The 20,882-nt window shown below is 69.7% G+C and carries 17 protein-coding genes; 9 read left to right on the top strand and 8 right to left on the bottom strand.

Annotated features, from left to right (window positions below; genetic code table 11):
- Positions 1 to 28 precede the first annotated feature (28 nt).
- From ACM6LR_RS24725 to ACM6LR_RS24750, 6 genes are all read left to right on the top strand, one after another.
- Complete coding sequence (locus ACM6LR_RS24725) at positions 29 to 1,993, top strand: putative cobaltochelatase (protein ID WP_414941107.1); 1,965 nt, start codon at positions 29 to 31, stop codon at positions 1,991 to 1,993.
- A complete protein-coding gene (gene cobO / locus ACM6LR_RS24730; protein ID WP_414941106.1) occupies positions 1,993 to 2,607 on the top strand; it encodes a cob(I)yrinic acid a,c-diamide adenosyltransferase in 615 nt (204 codons plus the stop codon). Before ACM6LR_RS24725 ends, cobO begins: the two co-directional genes overlap by 1 nt.
- A complete protein-coding gene (locus ACM6LR_RS24735) occupies positions 2,601 to 3,935 on the top strand; it encodes a cobyrinate a,c-diamide synthase (protein ID WP_414941105.1) in 1,335 nt (444 codons plus the stop codon). Before cobO ends, ACM6LR_RS24735 begins: the two co-directional genes overlap by 7 nt.
- A complete protein-coding gene (gene cobC / locus ACM6LR_RS24740) occupies positions 3,928 to 4,935 on the top strand; it encodes an Rv2231c family pyridoxal phosphate-dependent protein CobC (RefSeq protein ID WP_414941104.1) in 1,008 nt (335 codons plus the stop codon). Before ACM6LR_RS24735 ends, cobC begins: the two co-directional genes overlap by 8 nt.
- A 298-nt stretch (positions 4,936 to 5,233) precedes the next feature.
- On the top strand, positions 5,234 to 5,428 hold the full coding sequence (locus ACM6LR_RS24745) for a hypothetical protein (RefSeq protein WP_414944592.1): 195 nt from the start codon (positions 5,234 to 5,236) through the stop codon (positions 5,426 to 5,428).
- On the top strand, positions 5,425 to 6,048 hold the full coding sequence (locus ACM6LR_RS24750; protein ID WP_414941101.1) for a hypothetical protein: 624 nt from the start codon (positions 5,425 to 5,427) through the stop codon (positions 6,046 to 6,048). The genes ACM6LR_RS24745 and ACM6LR_RS24750 overlap by 4 nt, the downstream gene beginning before the upstream one ends.
- Before the next feature lie 122 nt (positions 6,049 to 6,170).
- Here ACM6LR_RS24750 and ACM6LR_RS24755 read toward each other — a convergent pair whose 3' ends face one another.
- From ACM6LR_RS24755 to ACM6LR_RS24765, 3 genes are all read right to left on the bottom strand, one after another.
- On the bottom strand, positions 6,171 to 6,917 hold the full coding sequence (locus ACM6LR_RS24755) for an adenosylcobinamide-GDP ribazoletransferase (protein ID WP_414944593.1): 747 nt from the start codon (positions 6,915 to 6,917) through the stop codon (positions 6,171 to 6,173).
- The gene (cobT, locus tag ACM6LR_RS24760) at positions 6,914 to 7,933 is read right to left on the bottom strand and encodes a nicotinate-nucleotide--dimethylbenzimidazole phosphoribosyltransferase (RefSeq protein ID WP_414944594.1); all 1,020 of its coding nucleotides are present in this window, start codon (positions 7,931 to 7,933) and stop codon (positions 6,914 to 6,916) included. The genes ACM6LR_RS24755 and cobT overlap by 4 nt, the downstream gene beginning before the upstream one ends.
- Before the next feature lie 62 nt (positions 7,934 to 7,995).
- A complete protein-coding gene (locus ACM6LR_RS24765) occupies positions 7,996 to 8,601 on the bottom strand; it encodes a bifunctional adenosylcobinamide kinase/adenosylcobinamide-phosphate guanylyltransferase (RefSeq protein ID WP_414941098.1) in 606 nt (201 codons plus the stop codon).
- A 36-nt stretch (positions 8,602 to 8,637) separates the two neighbouring features.
- Between ACM6LR_RS24765 and ACM6LR_RS24770 the strand changes: the two genes are divergently transcribed.
- Positions 8,638 to 9,570, top strand: coding sequence for a cobalamin biosynthesis protein (locus ACM6LR_RS24770; RefSeq protein ID WP_414944595.1), 933 nt, complete (start codon positions 8,638 to 8,640; stop codon positions 9,568 to 9,570).
- Positions 9,567 to 11,027 (top strand): cobyric acid synthase, encoded by a 1,461-nt coding sequence (locus tag ACM6LR_RS24775; RefSeq protein WP_414941096.1) that lies wholly within the window; start codon positions 9,567 to 9,569, stop codon positions 11,025 to 11,027. Before ACM6LR_RS24770 ends, ACM6LR_RS24775 begins: the two co-directional genes overlap by 4 nt.
- 20 nt (positions 11,028 to 11,047) lie before the next feature.
- Here ACM6LR_RS24775 and ACM6LR_RS24780 read toward each other — a convergent pair whose 3' ends face one another.
- Both ACM6LR_RS24780 and ACM6LR_RS24785 read right to left on the bottom strand, forming a co-directional pair.
- Positions 11,048 to 11,800: a CbtA family protein gene (locus ACM6LR_RS24780; protein ID WP_414944596.1), complete on the bottom strand. Its 753-nt coding sequence runs from the start codon at positions 11,798 to 11,800 to the stop codon at positions 11,048 to 11,050.
- Between the two features lie 14 nt (positions 11,801 to 11,814).
- Entirely contained in the window at positions 11,815 to 12,021 is a 207-nt protein-coding gene (locus tag ACM6LR_RS24785) for a CbtB domain-containing protein (RefSeq protein WP_414941094.1), read from the bottom strand.
- A 207-nt stretch (positions 12,022 to 12,228) separates the two neighbouring features.
- On the opposite strand from ACM6LR_RS24785, the gene ACM6LR_RS24790 reads away from it, so the two are divergent.
- Entirely contained in the window at positions 12,229 to 13,122 is an 894-nt protein-coding gene (locus tag ACM6LR_RS24790; RefSeq protein WP_414944637.1) for an ROK family protein, read from the top strand.
- Positions 13,123 to 13,202: 80 nt separating this feature from the next.
- Here the strand turns inward: ACM6LR_RS24790 and ACM6LR_RS24795 are convergent, their stop codons facing one another.
- From ACM6LR_RS24795 to gltB, 3 genes are all read right to left on the bottom strand, one after another.
- Positions 13,203 to 13,988, bottom strand: coding sequence for a DeoR/GlpR family DNA-binding transcription regulator (locus ACM6LR_RS24795; protein WP_414941093.1), 786 nt, complete (start codon positions 13,986 to 13,988; stop codon positions 13,203 to 13,205).
- 471 nt (positions 13,989 to 14,459) lie between these two features.
- Positions 14,460 to 15,911, bottom strand: coding sequence for a glutamate synthase subunit beta (locus tag ACM6LR_RS24800; protein WP_414944597.1), 1,452 nt, complete (start codon positions 15,909 to 15,911; stop codon positions 14,460 to 14,462).
- Positions 15,904 to 20,445, bottom strand: a complete 4,542-nt coding sequence (gene gltB / locus ACM6LR_RS24805) for a glutamate synthase large subunit (RefSeq protein ID WP_414944598.1) — start codon at positions 20,443 to 20,445, stop codon at positions 15,904 to 15,906. The genes ACM6LR_RS24800 and gltB overlap by 8 nt, the downstream gene beginning before the upstream one ends.
- Between the last annotated feature and the right edge of the window lie 437 nt (positions 20,446 to 20,882).

Here is a 20,882-nt window from a genome sequence, read left to right on the forward strand (position 1 = left end):
GCACCAGATCGTCGACGACAGGAGTGCTGTGAAGCCGTACCCGTTCTCCGCCGTTGTGGGGATGCCGGAGCTGCGCCTGGCGCTGGTGCTTTCCTCCCTCTCGCCCGCCGTCGGCGGGGTGCTGGTGCGGGGGGAGAAGGGCACGGCGAAGTCGACGATGGTGCGCGCGCTGGCCGGGCTGCTGCCCGGCGTCGACGTCGTGGACGCGTGCCGGTTCTCGTGCGATCCCGTCGAACCCGATCCGGCCTGCCCGGACGGCCCGCACACCGAGGGTTCGCCCGCCCACCGCCGTCCCGCGCGGCTGGTGGAACTGCCGGTCGGCGCGGCCGAAGACCGCGTGATCGGCTCGCTGAACCTGGAGCGCGCGCTCGCCGACGGTGTCACCGACTTCCAGCCCGGCCTGCTCGCGGCCGCGCATCGCGGACTGCTGTACGTCGACGAGGTCAACCTCCTGCACGACCACCTGGTCGACACGCTGCTCGACGCCGCCGCCATGGGGCGCGCGACCGTCGAGCGCGAAGGCGTCTCGGTGTCGCACGCCGCCCGGTTCGTCCTGATCGGCACGATGAACCCCGAGGAAGGCGAACTGCGGCCGCAGTTGCTGGACCGCTTCGGCCTCACCGTCGAGGTCGCGTCCAGCCGGGATCCCGAACTGCGTGTCGAGGTCGTCCGGCGGCGGCTCGCCTACGAGGCGGATCCCGACGGTTTCGCCGGCCAGTACGCCGCTGCCGACGCCGAACTCGCCGCGGACATCGAGGCGGCGCAACGACTTCTGCCGTCGGTCAAACTCCCGGACGACGCGCTGCGGCAGATCGCCGAGGTCTGCGCGTCCTTCGAGGTCGACGGGATGCGCGCGGACATCGTGACCGCGCGGACCGCCGTCGCGCATGCCGCCTGGTCCGGGCGGACCGAGGTGACCACCGAGGACGTCCGGGTCGCGGCCCGTCTCGCACTGCCGCACCGCCGTCGCCGGAATCCCTTCGACGCGCCCGGAATCTCCGAGGAGCAGCTGGAGCAGGCGCTGCAGGACGCCGAGCCGGAAGGCCCCGGTCCCGACGACGACGGCCCCGGCTCGGGTACTCCTCCGGAGGGCGGCGAGGCTTCGGGCCAGCCGCCTTCGGAAGGCGGGCAGGAGCCGTCGGGCGGTGGGCAGAGCGGCGGTGACCAGAAGCCGGTCGGAGCCGGGGAAGCCTTTCGCGCCAGGCGTTTCGAGGTGAAGGGCACCGGAGAGGGCGCCGCCGGACGGCGGTCACGCGCGATCACCGACAACGGCCGGACCATCGGCGTTCAGCCCGCCGGGGTCTCCGGTGGTCACCCACATCTGCTCGCGACCGTGCGCGCCGCCGCGCCGCACCAGCGTTCTCGCGGACGCAGTGGTGCCGGGCTCGTGGTGCGGCCCCAGGATCTGCGGTTCGCGCGGCGGGAAGGGCGCGAGGGCAACCTGGTGCTGTTCTGCGTCGACGCGTCCGGCTCGATGGGCGCTCGCCAGCGGATGCGGGAGGTGAAGACCGCCGTGCTGTCCTTGTTGCTCGACGCCTACCAGCGGCGTGACAAGGTGGGCTTGGTGACCTTCCGTGCTTCCGGCGCTGAACTCTCGCTTCCGCCGACGATCAGCGTCGACGCCGCGGCGTCCCGTTTGGACGGTCTCGCGACCGGCGGCCGGACGCCGCTGGCCGAGGGACTCCTCGAGGCGGCGAGGGTGCTGCGGATCGAAGCGGTCCGCGACCCGCTGCGACGCCCGTTGCTCGTCGTCGTCACCGACGGCCGGGCGACCAGCGGGGCCGACGCCGTCGAACGGGCACGGCAGGCGGCCGGGCTGCTGGCCGGGAACGTGACTTCGGTCGTGATGGACTGCGAGAGCGGGAAGATGCGACTCGGGCTCGCCGCGGAACTGGCGAAACACCTTGGCGCGGAACACGTTCCGGTCACCGAGGTCGCCGCCGACACGCTCGCCGGTGCCGTCCGTACGCGCATTTCCGGGAGGGCCGCGTAATGCCTCAGGGCAAACCGGAAACCGTACCCGCCGACGGTCTCACCACGCGTCAGCGCCGCAACCGTCCCCTGCTCGCCGTGCACACCGGCGAGATGAAGGGGAAGTCCACGGCCGCGTTCGGGATGGCGTTGCGGGCATGGAACCAGGGCTGGTCGATCGGGGTGTTCCAGTTCGTCAAGTCGGCGAAGTGGCGCGTCGGCGAGGAAGCCGCGTTCCGCGCGCTCGGCAAGCTGCACGAAGACACCGGTCAGGGCGGGCCGGTCGAGTGGCACAAGATGGGCGAAGGCTGGAGCTGGGCACGCAAAGCCGGGTCCGAGGAGGATCACGCCGCCAACGCCCGCGAGGGCTGGGCCGAGATCGAACGCCGTCTCGCCGCCGAGACCCACGACTTCTACGTACTCGACGAGTTCAGCTACCTACTCAAATGGGGCTGGCTCGAAGTGGACGACGTCGTCTCGACCCTGACCGCGCGCCCTGGTCACCAGCATGTGGTGATCACCGGCCGGTACGCGCCGCCGGAGCTGGTCGACGCCGCCGACCTGGTCGCCGAGATGACCAAGGTGAAACACCCGATGGACGCCGGGCAAAAAGGCCAGCGAGGCATCGAATGGTGAATCGCGTGGTCATCGCCGCGCCCGGCTCCGGGCACGGCAAGACCACGATCGCCGCGGGCCTGATGGCGGCGTTGCGCGCGCGGGGACTGAACGTGTCCGGGCACAAGGTCGGCCCCGACTTCATCGACCCGAGCTATCACGCCCTCGCGACCGGGCGACCCCCACGCAACCTCGACCCGTTCCTGCAGGGCGAGGAGCAGTTGATCCCGTTGCTGCTGCACGGTTCCGCCGGGGCCGACATCGCGATCATCGAAGGCGTGATGGGCCTGTTCGACGGCGCGCTCGGCACCGAGGGGTATGCCTCGACCGCGCACGTCGCCCGGCTGCTGGACGCTCCGGTCGTACTCGTCGTGGACGCCTCGGCCGCGTCGCGCAGTGTCGCGGCGACCGTCCTCGGCTTCGCGCAGTACGACACCCGCGTCCGGCTCGCCGGCGTGATCCTCAACAAGCTGGGCTCGCAGCGGCACGCCGACGAGATCGTCACGGCGCTGGAAGCGACCGGCGTCCCGCTGCTGGGAACCTTGTATCGCAACGAAGAGATCCACGCGCCCAGCCGTCACCTCGGCCTGGTCCCGGCGGCCGAACGCGCGAGCGAGTCGGAGCGGTTACTGCCGGAGCTGGCCGGATGGATCAGCGAAGGCGTGGACCTCGGCGCGGTCGTCCAGGTCGCGCGGTCGGCTTCCCGGCTGTCGGGAGAGCCTTGGCGGCCTTCGCTTTCCCACGATGGCCCACGCACCGTGGTCGCCGCCGCGGCCGGTCCGGCCTTCACCTTCCGCTACACCGAGGCAGGGGAACTGCTCGCCGCCGCCGGTGTCGACGTCGTCGACGTGGATCCCTTGCAGGACAAGGAACTTCCCGAAGGCTGCGCCGGACTGTACTTCGGCGGCGGCTTTCCCGAGGTGCACGCCGAGGAGCTGTCGGCGAACGTCCCGCTGCGGACGGCGGTGGCGCGGGCCATCGGCGACGGAATGCCCGTCGTGGCCGAATGCGCCGGTCTGTTGTACCTGTGCCAGGACATCGACGGGCTGCCGATGACCGGTGTCCTCGACGCCTCGGCCACCATGACCAAACGCGGGAAACTCGGCTACCGCAAGGCTTTCTCGCCCTCGGATACGGTGCTGACCGTCGCCGGGCAACGCGTCACCGGGCACGAATTCCACCGCACGATCGTCGAACCCGGCAGCGGGCCGACGCCCGCGTGGGGTTGGGACCGCACACCCGACGGCTTCGCGTCGGCGTCACTGCACGCGTCCTATCTGCACGTCCACTGGGCGGGCTATCCCGAACTCGCCGAGCGGTTCGCCGCCGCGGTACACGCTCATGGCTGACTACGATCTCTGGCACCACGGCGATCGCGAGGTCGGCGAGGGGCTCGTCGACCTGGCGGTCAACGTCCGGCTCCCGGCTCCCCCCGCCTGGCTGCGCGCCGAACTCGCGGCTGCTCTGGACGACCTGGCCGCTTACCCGGACGTCACCGCCGCGACCGCCGCGGTGGCCCGACGGCATGGGCTTCCGGTGTCCCAGGTGCTGGTGACCGCGGGTGCGGCCGAGGCTTTCACGTTGCTGGCCACGGCGTTGCGGCCTTCTCGTGCCGTGGTCGTGCATCCGCAGTTCACCGAGCCCGAAGCCGCTTTGCGCGCGGCAGGCCATCCAGTGCACCGTGTGCTGCTGTCGCCCGATGACGGCTTCCGCCTGCGCCCGGTTCCCGAAGACGCGGATCTGGTCTTCGTCGGAAACCCCACGAACCCGACGTCGGCGCTACACCCGGCCGCGGACCTGCTCGCCTTGGGACGTCCGGGGCGCCTCGTCGTCGTCGACGAGGCTTTCCTCGACGCCGTCCCCGGCGAAACCGAAAGCGTCGCGGGAGAGCCGGGTTTCGTCGTTCTCCGGAGCTTGACGAAAACCTGGGGGATCGCCGGGCTGCGCGCCGGATACGTACTGGCGGATGAGTCCGTTGTGGACAGTCTGCGCGCGGTACAACCGCCGTGGTCGGTGTCGTCGCTCGCCGCCGTCGCCGTGGTGGCGTGCTGCCGTCCGGCGGCGCTGGAAGAAGCCGAAAAGCTGGCGGTGGCGGCGGAATCGGACCGGGAGTACCTCGTGTCCGGGTTGAGTGCCTTGGGTGTCGACGTGCTGGGGGAGCCGCGGGGTCCTTTCGTGCTCGTGCGGCTGCCCGGAGCGGATGGCGTCCGGGAACGGTTGCGGGAGGCCGGTTTCGCGGTGCGGCGCGGGGATACCTTCCCGGGACTGGACGCGCGGTACCTGCGGATCGCGGTCCGGGACCGGGAGACGGTGGACGGCTTCCTGGCGGCGCTCACCGCCGTGCGGTGAGCGCGGATCCGCAGGCATCCTCGATGCTGGTTTGGTAGCGCGAAGCGAAGCCGAAAGCCGAGATCGTCGCCCACGGGCATGATCACCCAGTCCACAGTGACCTCGCCTCGTGATCCGGGCACGATGTGCACAGGGATGTCGGGCCCCTCGCGTTCCAGAGCCGAAGCGGCAGGGATAACGGCGCGGGGCGCGCTAGTTCTCCGAAAACCTCTGCTTGGTGATCCGTACCTCGGCCGCGTACGAGAAGTCCAAGATGTGCTTCGAACCTGTGTCAAACAAAGAGTCAGGAGGTCCCGTCATGGACACCACCACTCGAGACGACGCCGTCCTCCAGGTCAAGGGCACCACGGTCTTCGGGCCGCCTGACATGTCCGGCGACCAAACCGCCGACCATCACCTGGGCTGCGACGTCCCCGCCGGGGTGGGCCGGCGGTGCGAGGCTCGTGCGCGATCTTTGGGCTTTCTCAAGGCAAGTGGTTGGATGGGCCGGTGAACTTCGTGATCGGCGTCTTCGATCTCTTCGCCTACACCATCCCCGGCGCGCTCTACGTCGCGTTCTTCGGCTACCTCGGGATGAAACTGCATATCCTGACCGCGGCGAGCCTCGGTGGCGTGCCCACCGTGGTGGTGGTCGTCGTGATCGTGGTGCTGAGTTTCCTGTTGGGCTATCTGGCCTATCCCCTCGGTGAGGCTATGGAGCGGATCGTGCCACGCCGTCGTCAGAGGGTCCTCTCCGAAGAGTTCCTCCGTCGCCTGCCTTCGGCCAAGGACCGCGCCTTCGTGTACCAGAACCAGCATCTTCTGCTGTGTGCTTTGCAACTGCACGACAAGGAGATCGCGGTCGACGTCACGCGGCTGCGCGCGTCCGGCCTCATGGTGCGCAACTGCGCGCCGCCACTGCTGTTCGGCGCGGTCGCCGCGGTCGTCGAGATCTTCGCGGGCAAGCATCCGTTCATCGCCGCCGGAACGGCGGTCCTGCTTCTGATCTCGTCGCTCACGCTGGTTTCGCAGGGCCGCAAACTCGCGCTCTGGGCGGGGATGAAGACTCTCGAACTGTGCTACTGGCTTCCGGAAATCGACGAGAAGCTGAAGGCGGCCGAGCAAACCGCTTGAGCCGGGTTCACCTCCTCGGAACGCGCCAAGGTGTCGCTGCCCGGGCTGTCGCGATCGGACCGGTTCTGCGGGACCGTCTGGATTCTGCTCATCCAACGTCCCGAAATCCCCACGGTCGGTCCTCAAAACGACAAAGCCAGCAGAACCCCCGCGACGGCGACCTCGACACAGCCCCCGAGCACGTCCCCGGTGACCCCGCCCAGCCGCTGGACGCACCGCGCCAGCAACGCCGACGCGGCCAGGTAGCCGAGCACCACCGCGATCAGGCCCTGCCACCACGGAAACACCAGCGCAGCCGCACCCGCGAGTACGGCGAACACCACCGCGGCCGCCCATCTCGGCACCGAACCGGCGACGGTCGCGCCCAGTCCTTCGGGCCGCGCCGAGGGGACGCCACGCGCGCAGCACAGGGACAGCACGCCGCGTCCGGCGAGGACCGCGATCGCGGCCGTCGCGATCCCGTGCCCGGCCGCGATCGCTCCCGCCAGTGCTCCGGTCTGTACGAGCAGCACCAGCACCAGGGTCGCGATCCCGGTCGGCCCGGAGTCCCCGCGGCGCATGACGTCGAGTGCCCGCGCGCGGTCGTACGAAGCGCCGAGCCCGTCGGCCGTGTCCGCGAGACCGTCCAAGTGAAGCCCGCGGCTGCCCAGCGCCACCGCGCCGAGGGCCAAGGCCGCCGACGCGAAAGCCGGCAGGCCGACCAGATCCCCCAAGAAGACGAGGAGGGAAGCGAAAGCCGCGAGAGGCACGGCAGCCAAGGGAGCAAGCACCATCGCGCCGCCCGCCACGCGCTTGTCGATCACGCCCGGCGCCGGAACCCGGACGGTGGTCAGGGTGCCGACGGCCATCTTCAGCGCGTCCAGGATCAAGTGAGGTCCGCCAACAGACCCATGTCCGCGAGGATCGCCCGTGCCGCCCTCAGCGTCGGCACCGCCTGCACGGCGCCGCTGCCTTCGCCGAGCCGCAGCCCGAGGTCGAGGATCGGCTCCAGGTCGAGTGCCTGCAACGCGTACGCCTGTGAAGGCTCTGTCGAGCGATGTCCGGCGAGCCACCACTGCTCAGCACCCGGTGCGATCTCTCGTGCGACGAGTGCCGCCGCACCGGAGAACACACCATCGAGCAGCATCGGCACACCGCGAACGGCGGCTTGCACGAGAAAACCCGCCGTCGCGGCGAGACATGCGCTGCCTAACGCGGTCAGCAACGCGAAGGGGTCCTTCACCTCGCCAGCTCGCTGGAGCGCGGCTTCGACGACGGCGACCTTCCGTGCTCGCCCGTCCTCATCGATCCCGGTGCCCGTGCCGACGACGTCCTCCGCCGCCAGGCCGAGTACCGCGGCGACCACGGCCGCGCAGATCGTCGTGTTGCCGATCCCCATGTCGCCGGGGATGAGCAGATCCGCGCCGCCGTCGATCTCCTCGTCCGCGATCGCGAGCCCGTGGCCGAACGCCGTCCGCGCCTCGCCTTCGGACAGCGCGTCCTCGACGTCGATCGAGCCGGAACCCCGCCGCACCTTGTGCGCGACGACCTCGGCGGGTACGTCCGCGCCGTCCCAGTCCACCGCGATGTCCAGCGCCCGCACCTTCGCCCCGGCCAGCCCGGCCAGCACGCCGACGCCGCTCTTCCCGGCCAGGAACACCCGGACCATGGCCGCGGTGACCTCACGTGGATACGCCGACATACCGGAAACCCCGTGGTCCCCGGCGAACACGACCACCCGGACGTCGTCGAGTGGCCGCGGCGGCACGACCCCGTGCGCGGCGCTGAGCCACGCGGCCAGGTCTTCGAGCCGCCCGAGTGAGCCCAGTGGCTTGACAAGGCCGTCCAGTCTGGTGCGCGCGGCGGCCCCGGAGGCGGCGTCCGGGGCGGGGATGGCGAAACGCATGGCGGCTCCTCTGTGGCTGTTGGTGAACCCGCGTCCGCGATGGGGCTCCGCCGACAGGCTTCCTAAGACAGGTCGAGCATCCGCCCGGCGACGACCAGCACGGTCCGGTCGGAGACGGCGGACACCCGGTTGTTCACCGCGCCCAGCACATCACGGAACACCCGGCCGGACACCGCCGGAGGCACCACACCGCTGCCGACCTCGTTGCTGACCGCGATCACCGGCACGCTCGCCTGCTCCCACGCCGCCAGGAAATCCTCCAGCCGGTCGTCGAGCCGCCGTTCCCAGCCCTTCTTCTGGTCCCAGGCGCCGACCTCGTCGAGCACGCGGGCGATCCAGGTGCCGAGGCAGTCGATGAGCAGCGGATGCGTCGCCGTGCGCAGCACCGTGGCCAGGTCGGTGGTCTCGATCGTCTTCCAGGTGCTCGGCCGCCGCGCGCGGTGCGCGGCCACACGAGCGGCCCATTCGGGATCGTCGGCGCTCGGCGGCAGGCCGGGCGCGACATAGGTCAGGTGCGGGTGGCGGGACGCGAGCCGTTCGGCGTGGTGCGACTTCCCGGAGCGGACGCCGCCCAGTATCAGCACCTTGCCGTCGTCGCGCGAGTAGCGGCGAAGTGCCCGCGCGAGCGTCTCCAGAACCCCCGCGAGGCGATGCGTCAGCTTGGTCATACCTCGCATTCTCGTGCACGCGCTACGGTTCGCCACGTGCCACTCCGACAAGCCGCCACCGCAGCCGGACTCGTTACCGGTTACGTCGCCGACGCCGTGTTCGGAGATCCACGACGAGGACATCCGGTCGCCGGCTTCGGCCGCGCCGCGCAAGCCCTTGAACAGCGGGTTTGGGCTGATTCGAAGGTGCGGGGCGCGGCGTACACCGCCGTCTGCGCGGGGACCGTCACCGGAATGGGTGTCGCCGCCCAGCTCTTGACCCGAAAGCGGCCTTTCGCGCGATTCGCGCTCACGGCGGCGTCCACCTGGGTGGTTCTGGGCGGGCGAGGGCTCGCGGCCGAGGGCACACGCATGGCCAGGCTGCTCGACGACGGCGATCTGCCCGGCGCGCGGCAGCGGCTCTCGCACCTGTGCGCCCGTGACGCCACCGGCCTCGACGCCGGGCAACTCGCGCGCGCGACCACCGAGTCCCTCGCCGAGAACACTTCGGACGCCGTCGTCGCGCCGTTGCTGTGGGGAGCGGCCGCCGGGATCCCCGGTCTGCTGGGTTACCGGGCGCTCAACACCCTGGACGCGATGGTCGGCTACCGCTCGCCGCGTTATTCCCGGTTCGGCTGGGCGTCGGCCAGGGCGGACGATCTGGCCAACCTGGTCCCGTCCCGCGTCGGCGCGGCGCTCACCGTGGCGTCGGCGCCGCTGGCGGGCGGCTTCGCCAAATCCGCGTTCCGGAGCTGGCGTCGCGACGGGAAGCACCACCCGAGCCCCAACGCGGGCCAGGTCGAGGCGGCCTTCGCGGGCGCGCTCGGTATCCGGCTGGGCGGGACGAACAGCTACGGCGGCCGCACCGAACGCCGCGGCGTGCTCGGCGACGGCCGTGACCCGGAACCGGTGGACGTGCGTCGCGCGGTCCGGTTGTCGAGAGCGGTCGGTCTCGCCGCGCTCGCCGTCGCGGTGGCGGTCACGCGGTGAACGGCCTCCTCGTCGCGGGGACGACGTCGGACGCGGGCAAGAGCCTGGTCACCGCCGCGTTGTGCCGCTGGCTCGCGCGCCGGGGCGTGCGGGTCGCGCCGTTCAAGTCCCAGAACATGTCGAACAACTCGATGGTGTGCGCGGACGGCGCCGAGATCGGCCGCGCGCAATGGTTGCAAGCACGCGCGGCCCGCGTCGAACCCGAAGCCGCGATGAACCCGGTGCTGCTGAAACCAGGGAGTGACCGCCGCAGCCACGTCGTCGCGCTCGGGAAACCGTTCGGCACCCTGGAAGCGGGGGAGTACGCGACCGGCCGGGCCGGGCTCGCCGAGATCGCCTTCGACACCTTCGCCTCACTGCGACGGCGATTCGACGTCGTGCTCTGTGAAGGCGCGGGCAGCCCGGCCGAGATCAACCTGCGCGAGGGCGACTACGTCAACATGGGGCTGGCGCGGCGGTTCGGCCTGCCCGTGGTCGTCGTCGGCGACATCGACCGCGGCGGGGTCATGGCCGCGATGTTCGGCACCCTCGCTCTGCTGTCCGCCGAAGACCAGGCGCTGGTTTCGGGTTGGCTGGTCAACAAGTTCCGCGGCGACGTCGGCCTGTTGCGGCCGGGACTGGAGACGCTGGAGAAGCTCACCGGCCGTGAGGTCTTCGGCGTGCTGCCCTGGCTCGACCAGGTGTGGATCGACTCGGAGGACGCGCTGGCCGCCGCGGGCTGGGGCGCGACCGGTGGATCCCTGCGGGTCGCTGTCGTGCGGTTCCCCCGCGCCTCCAACGCGACCGACGTGGACGCGCTCGCTGCCGAGCCCGGTGTCTCGGTCGCGCTGACGGCTGATCCGGACACGGTCCTTTCCGCCGACGTGGTGATCCTGCCGGGTTCCCGTGCCACGGTGGACGACCTGGCGTGGTTACGTGCCCGTGGTCTGGCCGCCGCTGTGCAGGCGCGGGCCGAGGCCGGTCGTCCGGTGCTGGGGATCTGCGGTGGCTATCAGATGCTGGCCGCCGAGATCGAGGACGACGTCGAGTCCGGCGCCGGAACGGTCCCCGGCCTCGGCCTGCTGCCGACGCGTGTCTCGTTCGGTGCCGACAAGGTGCTGGCCCGGCCGTCGGGCGAATGGCGAGGTCAACCCGTGGAAGCGTACGAGATCCACCACGGCGCCGTGTCGGCCACCGGCCCCGCCGAGTCCTTTTTGGATGGACATCGGCGGGGGTCGGTGTGGGGCACGATGTGGCACGGCGCCTTCGAGAACGACGGCTTCCGCCGTGCCTGGCTCGGCGAAGTGGCGGACTGGTCACCTACCCCCGGGGCGCAGGGGTTCGGCACGCTGCGGGAGAGCATGCTCGACCGGCTCGCCGACGCCGTCGAGGACCACGTCGACACTCAGGCGTTGCTGCGCCTCATGGATCGGGGTGCGGTGGAGGGGATGCCTTTCGTCCCGCCTGGCGCCTCGTGAGTCAGCACCGTCCGCGCCATTCATCGCTTGCCCGCCAACGCCTTCTCACCCAGCACCTTCTCGGCCAAGGCGCCGAAGGTCAGGCCGAGTACGGTCCACAGCACCAGCTGGGTGCCGACCGAGGCCAGCCGGAAGCTCCACAGCGTGGAACCGGGGAACTCGGCGGGGACCTCGTCGATCGACGGCAGCAGCGCCGCCGCCACCGCGATCAGCACGACGTATCCGCCCGCGGCGATCAGCCCGCCACGCCAGGCGCCGAGTTTGTCGGCCAGTTTCCGGCCGAACGCCGCGGCGAGGATGCCGATCAGCAGTGAAAGCGCGACGAAGCCGAAGTACAGCGAAGTGCGGCTTCCGATCGTGCCCGCCTGCCCGACGGCCGGCGGGTTCGCCGGGTATTTCAGGAACGGCACCAGGAACACGACCACGAAGGCACTCGCGGTGAGCAGCGCGGCGGTCACCCGAGGCCGGAGCGTGCCGATCCGTCCGTAGACGAAGGCGAACGCCAGCGAGAACAGGCCACCGACGGCGACACCGTAGAGCCCGACACCGGTAAGCAGGCCGACAGTGCTCTGCACACCACGGGTGACCAGCTCGTCCTCTTCGGCGGGAGGGTGCTCGTGGGCGTCGGGGGCACTGTGTGAATGCGCGGCGCTGCCTTCGAGTCCGATGGCGGCCTCGACCGAAGGCTCACCGAAGAAGTACGCGAAAAGGGTCGCCAGCACACCGGCGATCAGGCCCGCGAGCATGCCGCGGACCAGCAAGGACCTCATCATGGGGCGCGTGCCGCCTAATGACACGGGAAGGCCAGCAGGTGCCGGCCGTCGTGGACGAACTCGTGGACGTACGAGTTCGCGAACACCGACACCGCGCCCTGCTCGGCGCTGATGAAGTACAGCGTGATCAGCGAAAGAAGGATGACGAGCGCCGCCCAGGGCAGGATCTCGCGGACGGGGATCCGGATCGGGACGGGTACTGCGGCTACCGCTTCGGACATGGCGGTGGGACCTCCTCGGGCTAGCGCGGCCTCTTCAGGGGTGACACGACGGCTCCGGGTCTGGCTTCCCCGAACCGGATGGTTCGAGGTCACAGTGGCGCGACCGCGCGGAATCTCACCGCGTTCCGGGTGCCGTCGTCTGGCCGGTCGAGCGTAGGTCTCCGCAAAGCGTCCGGTCAATGTGACAATCCAGCTATGACACCTGCGGTGGCGGCACTCGACGTCGGCGGCACGTCCATCAAGGCGGCCCTGTACGACGCGGATCTGAAAGACCTGGCCAGCTTGCGCGAGCCGACGGCGCGCGGAGCGGACGGCGAGGCGCTCGCGGACCAGGTCGCGCGGATCGTGGAAACCCTGGGCAAGCAGGCGGGCACCGGTACGCCGGACGCCGTCGGCGTGGTCATCCCCGGCATCGTCGACGACGTCGAGCGAGTGGCGCGGTTCTCGGCGAACCTCGACTTCCGGAACGTCCCGTTCGGCGAGCTGCTCGACAGCAGGCTGGGGCTGCCGTTCGCGTTCGGGCACGACGTCCGCGCGGGCGGGCTCGCGGAGTTCCGCGTCGGCGCGGGCAAGGACTGCACCGACGCCGCCTTCATCCCGGTCGGTACCGGGATCGCGGCCGCGCTCCAGCTCGACGGGAAGTTGTACGCCGCGGGTGGGCTGGGTGGCGAGATCGGGCACATCGACGTCGGCCACCGGCTGCCGTGCGGCTGCGGCGCGACCGGATGCCTTGAGGCGATCTCCTCGGCGTCGGCCATCGCCCGCCGCTACAGCGAGCACACCGGACGTCCCGTCGAAGGCGCCGAGAAGGTCGTCGGCGCCGCGCGGCACGGCGACGAGGCCGCGATCTCGGTGGTCAACGACGCCCTCGACGGACTCGGTCACGGCATCAAGACCTTGGTCACCTTGCTCGCACCGGAGGTCGTCGTGCTCGGCGGCGGCCTGTTCACCGCCGGCGACTACGTGCTCGAACCGGTCCGTGCCTGGCTGACCGCGAACCTGCAGTTCCAGCGGATGCCGGAGCTGCGGATCGCGCAACTGGGCGACGAGGCGGGCAGGCTCGGCGCGGCCCTGCTGGCACTGGACCTGCTCAGTGTCTGATGGCGAACCCGACGTCGATCGCGGACGCGGGTTCACGCTTGGTCCTGTTTCGCGGGTCGCTCTCAGCTTGGCCAACCGGCTCAAGCCTTGACCACCCGCACGCCTTCCTCCTCGAAGGCGTGCACTCGCTCGGGATCCGCGCGGCCGTCGGTGACGAGAACGTCGACATCACCGGTCGCGCAGATCTTCGCGAAGGCGTGCCCGCCGAGCTTCCCGCTGTCGGCGAGCACGACGACCTGCCGCGCGCGGGCCGCCATCAGCCGGTTCGTGCTCGCGTCGCCTTCGTGGTGCGCTTGCGCGCCGTGCACCGGGTCGAACGCGTCCACCCCGAGGAACACCAGATCCAGCGAGATCTGGTCGAGGAACAGATGGGACAACGGCCCGGACAGGTCGAACGACTGCTGCCGCGCGACCCCGCCGGTCACCACGATCTTGATGTTCGGGCGCACGGCGAGTTCGTGGGCGATGTTGAGCGCGTTCGTCACCACGGTGAGCGACGGGCCGCCGCTCGGCTCGCCCATGTCCGGCCGGGTGGCGAGCGCCCGGCCCACTTCGGTGCTCGTGGTGCCGCCGTTGAGGCCGACCACCATGCCGGGATCGACCATTCTCGCCGCGGCGGCCGAGATCCGTTGCTGTTCAGGTGCGTTGCGCGCGGCCTTGTGCCGCAACGGAAGGTCGTAGGCGACGTTGCTCGCGACGGCGCCGCCACGGGTACGGACCACGAGATTGCGGCCGGCGAGGTGATCGAGATCCCGGCGGATCGTCGCGGGAGAGACGCCGAGTTCTCCAGCGGAGACTTCGACGTCGACTTTTTCCCGCTCTCCCACCATGTCCAATAAGGCCGTCAGCCGTTCATGCCGATTCATCTCCAGCTCCCTCCCCGAAGCGCGATAAGTCGCTCACCGCACCGGACAAAGTACTACGCGTCGCGATACGGGCGGAGGGAAGAGGCGGTTTGAGACGTCGGAGAGAAAGGGAAGAGCGGGCGCCGGCCACCCCCAGTGTGACCGGTGCCCACCCGGTGACCGGCACGCCCAGGGCCGACCCGTCCTGGAGGCTATCGCCGTCGACGCCGAACTGATATCCATTTTGCGTCCATTCCGGTGACGTTCAGCGGATAACCCGCTGCCCGATCACCGGAACCGACCATAGTTCGGGAAAGAATCAGCCCAGTCCACCCAGTCCGCGCAGGAAGGCGAGCGACGGCATGAAGAAGTAGTCGCCGCTCTCGCAGATCTTGCCGGTCCCCACCGTCGTGATGACACCACGCAATTAGTCCTCTACTTGCGATAGTTGCACGCGCAACCATCGCAAGTAGAGGACTAAACGCGGGGCCGCTAAGAAAGCGGTCGGTCGGTGGGGGCGATCGGAGCGGGCAGGACGTCCCGTCCGGTGAGGAACGCGTCGACCCCGGCCGCGGCGGAGCGGCCTTCGGCGATCGCCCACACGATGAGCGACTGGCCGCGGCCCATGTCCCCGGCCACGAACACGTTGTCGACACTGGTCTTGAACGCCTTGTCGCGGGCGACGTTGCCGCGCTGGTCCAGCTCGACGTCGAGCGCCTCCAGCAGGCCGTCCCGCTCCGGGCCGACGAAGCCCATCGCGAGCAGCACCAGCTGCGCGGGCAGTTCGCGTTCCGTTCCGGGCACCGGGACGAACTTGCCGCCCTCGTTGCGCACCTCGACCAGCTTCAGCGCGCGCACGCGACCTTCCGCGTCCGCGGCGAAACTTTGGGTGTTGACCGAGTACAGCCGCTCGCCGCCCTCTTCGTGCGCGGACGAGACGCGGTAGATCATCGGGTACGTCGGCCACGGGTGCGCGTCGGCGCGCGAAAGCGGCGGCTTCGGCATGATCTCCAGCTGCGTCACCGACTTCGCGCCCTGGCGGTGCGAGGTCCCGACACAGTCCGCGCCGGTGTCGCCGCCGCCGATGACGACGACGTCGAGGCCCTCGGCGCTGATCGGCGAGACGTCCAGCTCGCCCGCCGCGACGCGGTTGGCGTGCGGCAGGAACTCCATCGCCTGGTAGATGCCCTGATGTTCGCGGCCCTCGATCGGCAGATCCCGCCATGCCGTCGCGCCACCGGCGAGGACCACGGCGTCGTACGACGACTTCAGTTCCTCGACGGTGAGATCGACGCCGACGTTCACCGAGGTCCGGAACTCCGTGCCTTCGGCCCGCATCTGGTCGAGGCGGCGGTCGAGCCGGTGCTTCTCCATCTTGAATTCGGGGATGCCGTAGCGCAGCAGCCCGCCGATCTTGTCGGCCCGCTCGAAGACCACGACACTGTGGCCCGCGCGCGTGAGCTGCTGCGCCGCGGCGAGTCCCGACGGGCCGGACCCGACCACGGCCACCTTCTTGCCGGTGCGCGCCACCGGCTCCTGAGGCGTGACCCAGCCTTCCTCGAAGGCCCGGTCGATGATCGAGATCTCGACCCGCTTGATGGTGACGGGATCGTCGTTGATCCCGAGCACACACGCCGTCTCGCACGGCGCCGGGCAGAGGGTCCCGGTGAACTCCGGGAAATTGTTGGTCGCGTGCAGCCGCTCGGCCGCCTCGCGCCAGTCGTCGCGCCAGGTCAGCGTGTTCCACTCGGGGATGAGGTTCCCGAGCGGGCAACCCTGGTGACAGAACGGGATGCCGCAGTCCATGCAGCGCCCGGCCTGCTTCTGCAGCTTCGTCGTCGCGAAGTCCTCGTACACCTCGCGCCAGTCCATCAGGCGCAGGTCGACGGGACGGCTCTTCGGCGTCTCGCGAGTGGTGGTCAGAAAGCCCTTGGGGTCAGCCATGTGCGGCCTCCATGATCGCCTCGTTCACATCGCGCCCATCGCGCTCGGCCTTCGCCTGCGCCGCGAGCACACGCTTGTAGTCCTTCGGCATGACCTTGCCGAAGCGGTCGACCGCGGCGTCCCAGTCGGCGAGCAGCGCACGCGCGACCGCGGACTCCGTTTCGTCGTAATGCTTTTCGAGCGCCTCACGCAGGAAGTCCACATCGGACGAATCCAGCGGGTCGATATCGACCATCTCCGGGTTGGCCCGGTGCGCGGGCAGGTCCAGCACGTAAGCGATGCCGCCCGACATCCCGGCCGCGAAGTTGCGGCCCACGCTACCGAGCACGACGACGCGGCCGCCGGTCATGTACTCACAACCGTGGTCTCCGACCCCCTCGACGACGGCCAGCGCGCCCGAGTTGCGCACGCAGAACCGCTCGCCGACCTTGCCGCGGATGAAGATCTCGCCACTGGTCGCGCCGTAACCGATCACGTTGCCCGCGATGATCTGCTCTTCGGCGTTGTACCGCGCCACCTCGGGCGGCCGCACGATGAGCCGTCCACCGGACAGGCCCTTGCCGACGTAGTCGTTGCCGTCACCGTAGAGCCGCAGGGTGATGCCCTTCGGCACGAACGCGCCGAACGACTGGCCCGCGGTCCCGGTGAAGGTGACGTCGATCGTGTTGTCCGGCAGGCCTTCGCCGCCCCACCGCTTGGTGAGCTCGTGGCCGAGCATGGTGCCGACGGTCCGGTTCACGTTGCGGACCGGCAGTTCCAGCCGCACCTTGTCCCCGGCGGACAGCGCGCCCTCGGCCAGCTGGATCAGCGTGTTGTCGAGCGCCTTCTCCAGGCCGTGGTCCTGCACGGTCTGCTGGTGCCGCAGACCGGCCGGAGCCATTTCGGGTACGTGGAAGATCGGCGACAGGTCGAGCCCGGCGGCCTTCCAGTGGTCGATCGCCTTGCGCTTGTCGAGCATCTCCGCGTGGCCGACGGCCTCGGCGATGGACCGGAAACCCAGCTCCGCCAGGTACTCCCGGACCTCCTGCGCGATGAACTCGAAGAAGTTCACCACGTACTCGGCCTTGCCACTGAACTTCTCGCGCAGCTTGGGGTTCTGCGTCGCGACGCCGACCGGGCAGGTGTCGAGGTGACACACGCGCATCATGATGCAGCCGGAAACCACCAGCGGCGCCGTCGCGAAACCGAACTCCTCGGCGCCGAGCAACGCGGCGATGACGACGTCACGGCCGGTCTTGAGCTGGCCGTCGGTCTGCACCACGATCCGGTCACGCAGCCGGTTGACCAGCAGCGTCTGCTGTGTCTCGGCGAGGCCGAGTTCCCACGGCCCGCCGGCGTGCTTGATGGACGACAGCGGGGAAGCGCCGGTGCCGCCGTCGTGCCCGGAGATGAGCACGACGTCCGCGTGCGCCTTGGAGACACCCGCCGCGACCGTGCCGACGCCGACCTCGGACACGAGCTTCACATGGATGCGCGCGGCCGGGTTGGCGTTCTTGAGGTCGTGGATCAGCTGCGCCAGGTCCTCGATCGAGTAGATGTCGTGGTGCGGCGGCGGGGAAATGAGACCGACGCCGGGCGTGGAGTGCCGCGTCTTCGCGATCCACGGGTACACCTTCGCGCCGGGCAGTTGACCGCCCTCGCCGGGCTTGGCGCCCTGCGCCATCTTGATCTGGATGTCGTCGGCGTTGACCAGGTACTCACTGGTGACGCCGAACCGTCCACTCGCGACCTGCTTGACCGCGCTGCGGCGCTCGGGATCGTAAAGACGCGCGGCGTCTTCTCCGCCCTCACCGGTGTTCGACTTGCCGCCGAGGCGGTTCATCGCGATGGCCAGGGTTTCGTGCATCTCCGAGGAGATCGACCCGTACGAGATCGCGCCGGTGGCGAACCGCTTGACGATCTCGGAGACCGGTTCGACCTCCTCGATCGGCACCGCGGGCCGCTGGCCGATCTTGAAGTCGAACAGCCCGCGCAGCGTGTACAGCTTCTGCGCCTGGTCGTCGACGGACTTCGTGTACTCCTTGAAGACTTCGTACTTCCCGGCGCGGGTGGAGTGCTGCAGCTTGAACACCGTCTGCGGGTTGAACAGGTGCGGCTCGCCCTCGCGGCGCCACTGGTAGTCCGCGCCGGTCTCCAGCTCGCGGTGGTTCGCGCGGAACCCGTCGGCGGGGAAAGCGCGGCGGTGCCGTTCGGCGACTTCCAGCGCCAGCGTGTCGAATCCGACGCCGCCGAGGCGGGAAGTGGTGCCGGCGAAGCAGTTCTGGATGACCTCGTCGCCGAGCCCGACCGCTTCGAAGATCTGCGCGCCGGTGTAGGAGGCCACTGTGGACACTCCCATCTTCGACATCGTCTTCCGCACGCCCTTGCCCAGCGCCTTGATCAGGTTCGTGGTCGCCTGCTTGGCGGTGGCACCGGCGATCAGGCCCTGGTCGGCCATCTCCTCGACGGTCGCCATCGCCAAGTACGGATTCACCGCGGCGACGCCGTAGCCGATCAGCAGTGCGATGTGGTGGACCTCGCGCGCGTCGCCCGCCTCGACGATGAGGCCGACCTGGGTGCGGGTCTTCTCGCGCACCAGATGGTGGTGCACCGCGCCGGTGAGCAGCAGCGATGGGATGCCGGCGTGGTCTTCGTCGATCCCGCGGTCGGACAGCACGATCAGCCGCGCGCCCTCGGCGATGGCCGCGGACACTTCGGCGCGGATCTCGTCGAGCCGCCGCACGAGCGCCTCGCCGCCACCGTGGACGTCGTAGGTGCCCTGTACGGCGACCGACTGGAACTCGGGTAGGTCGCCGTCGTCGTTGGCGTGCACCAGCTTCGCGAACTCGTCGTTGTCCACCACCGGGAACGGCAGCACGATCCGGCGGCAGGACGACGCGTCGGCGCTCAGCAGATTCGGCTGCGCGCCAAGCTGGGTGCCGAGCGCGGTGACGAGTTCCTCGCGGATCGCGTCCAGCGGCGGGTTGGTCACCTGGGCGAAGAGCTGGATGAAGTAGTCGAAGAGCAGCCGCGGGCGGCTCGACAGCGACGCGAGGGGGGAGTCGTTGCCCATCGAACCGATCGGCTCCGCGCCGGTGCGGGCCATCGGCTCGAGCAGGACGTCGAGTTCCTCTTCGGTGTAGCCGAAAGCCTGCTGGCGGCGCACGAGCGCGGCGTGCGCCGGGATCTCGCGTTCGCGACCGGGGAGCCCTTCCAGCGGCAGCAGCCCGTCCTCGACCCATTCGTCGTACGGGTGCTCGGTGGCGAGCTCGTTCTTGATCTCCTCGTCCTCGACGATCCGGCCGGCCTCAGTGTCCACGAGGAACATGCGGCCCGGCTCCAACCGTCCTTTCCGGACGATCGTGGACTGCTCCAGCTCCAGCACGCCGACCTCGCTGGCGAGGACGACGAGGCCGTCTTCGGTGACCCAGTACCGGGCAGGGCGCAGGCCGTTGCGGTCGAGCACCGCGCCGATCTGGGTGCCGTCGGTGAAGGACACCAGCGCGGGGCCGTCCCACGGCTCCATCAGCGTCGAGTGGAACTCGTAGAACGCGCGACGCGCGGGATCCATCTCCTGATGGTTCTCCCAGGCCTCGGGGATCATCATCAGCACCGCGTGCGGCAGCGACCGGCCACCGAGGTGGAGCAGCTCCAGCACCTCGTCGAAGGACGCGGAGTCGCTCGCGCCTCGGGTGATGATCGGGTAGATCCGCTTGAGGTCACCCGGGATCAGGTCGGACTCGAGCAGCGCCTCGCGCGCGTCCATCCAGTTGCGGTTGCCGCGCAGGGTGTTGATCTCGCCGTTGTGGGCGACGTACCGGTACGGGTGCGCCAGCGGCCACGACGGGAAGGTGTTGGTGGAGAACCGGGAGTGCACCAGGCCGATGGCGCTGGTGACGCGCTCGTCGGTGAGGTCGGCGAAGAACTTCTCGACCTGCGGCTCGGTGAGCATTCCCTTGTAGACGATCGTCCGTGAGGACAGGCTCGGGAAGTAGACGTCGTCCTCGACCAGTTCGTGCTCGGCGCGTTTGCGCACGACGAACGCGGCGCGCTCCAGCGCCAGGCCCGAAAGCGTGTCCCGCAGCCCGGCGAGGAAAAGCTGGCTGAAGTGCGGCATCGTCTCGGCCGCGCCGGTGCCGACGTGTTCGATGTGGACGGGCAGATCACGCCAGCCGAGCACGCGCATGCCTTCTTCGGCGGCGATGCGCTCGATGGTGGTCATCGCCCGGCCACGCCGTTTTTTGTCCTGGGGCAGGAAAGCTGTGCCGACGGCGTACGCACCGGGTTCGGGCAGTTCGAAGCCGACGACGTCGCGATAGAACTCGTCGGGGACCTGGATCAGGATCCCGGCGCCGTCGCCGGTTTCCGGGTCGGCGCCGCGGGCCCCGCGATGTTCCAGGTTCCGCAGCGCGATCAGCGCTTTGGCGACGATGCCGTGATCGCGTTTTCCGGAGAGATCGGCGACGAACGCGACACCACAGGCGTCATGTTCGAACTCCGGGTCATACAGGCCTTCGGGGGCCTTGCTGCCCTTGTTGCTGGCATGGTGGGTCACGGCTGGCCGCCTCCCAAGGCGTCGGCGCGACCGGTACCACTGGCGTTCGGGTGGTTCACAGGTGAACCAGTTAACGAAGTGGTCCGGGACCGCGATGGTCAGTCGAGAGGGAACGATTCCGCCCGCGGAAACGGGGGCAGGACTCGTAGAGCCGCACTGCACTGGGCGGCCGATGCGCTGATCGGTGCTGCTGTGCGCCGCGTGCCGCCAGACCGTTGTGGTGGATGGCAGGCGGGGCGCACGGGTTACTCCCGGGTTCGCCGGTCTTATGACGATAGTGTGAAATCGCTGTTATCGACATACGTCGCTTGGTCGGGGTGGGAAATGCCACGCGGGCGTTGACTTCGTACATCATCTGCCCACTGGCTGGAATGACATGTCCACTGAGTGGTGCATCAGGCCGCTGACCTGCGTGAACGACCGCTCACGTCCTCCGA

Source organism: Amycolatopsis sp. cmx-11-32 (assembly GCF_047608695.1).
Classification (GTDB): Bacteria; Actinomycetota; Actinomycetes; order Mycobacteriales; family Pseudonocardiaceae; genus Amycolatopsis.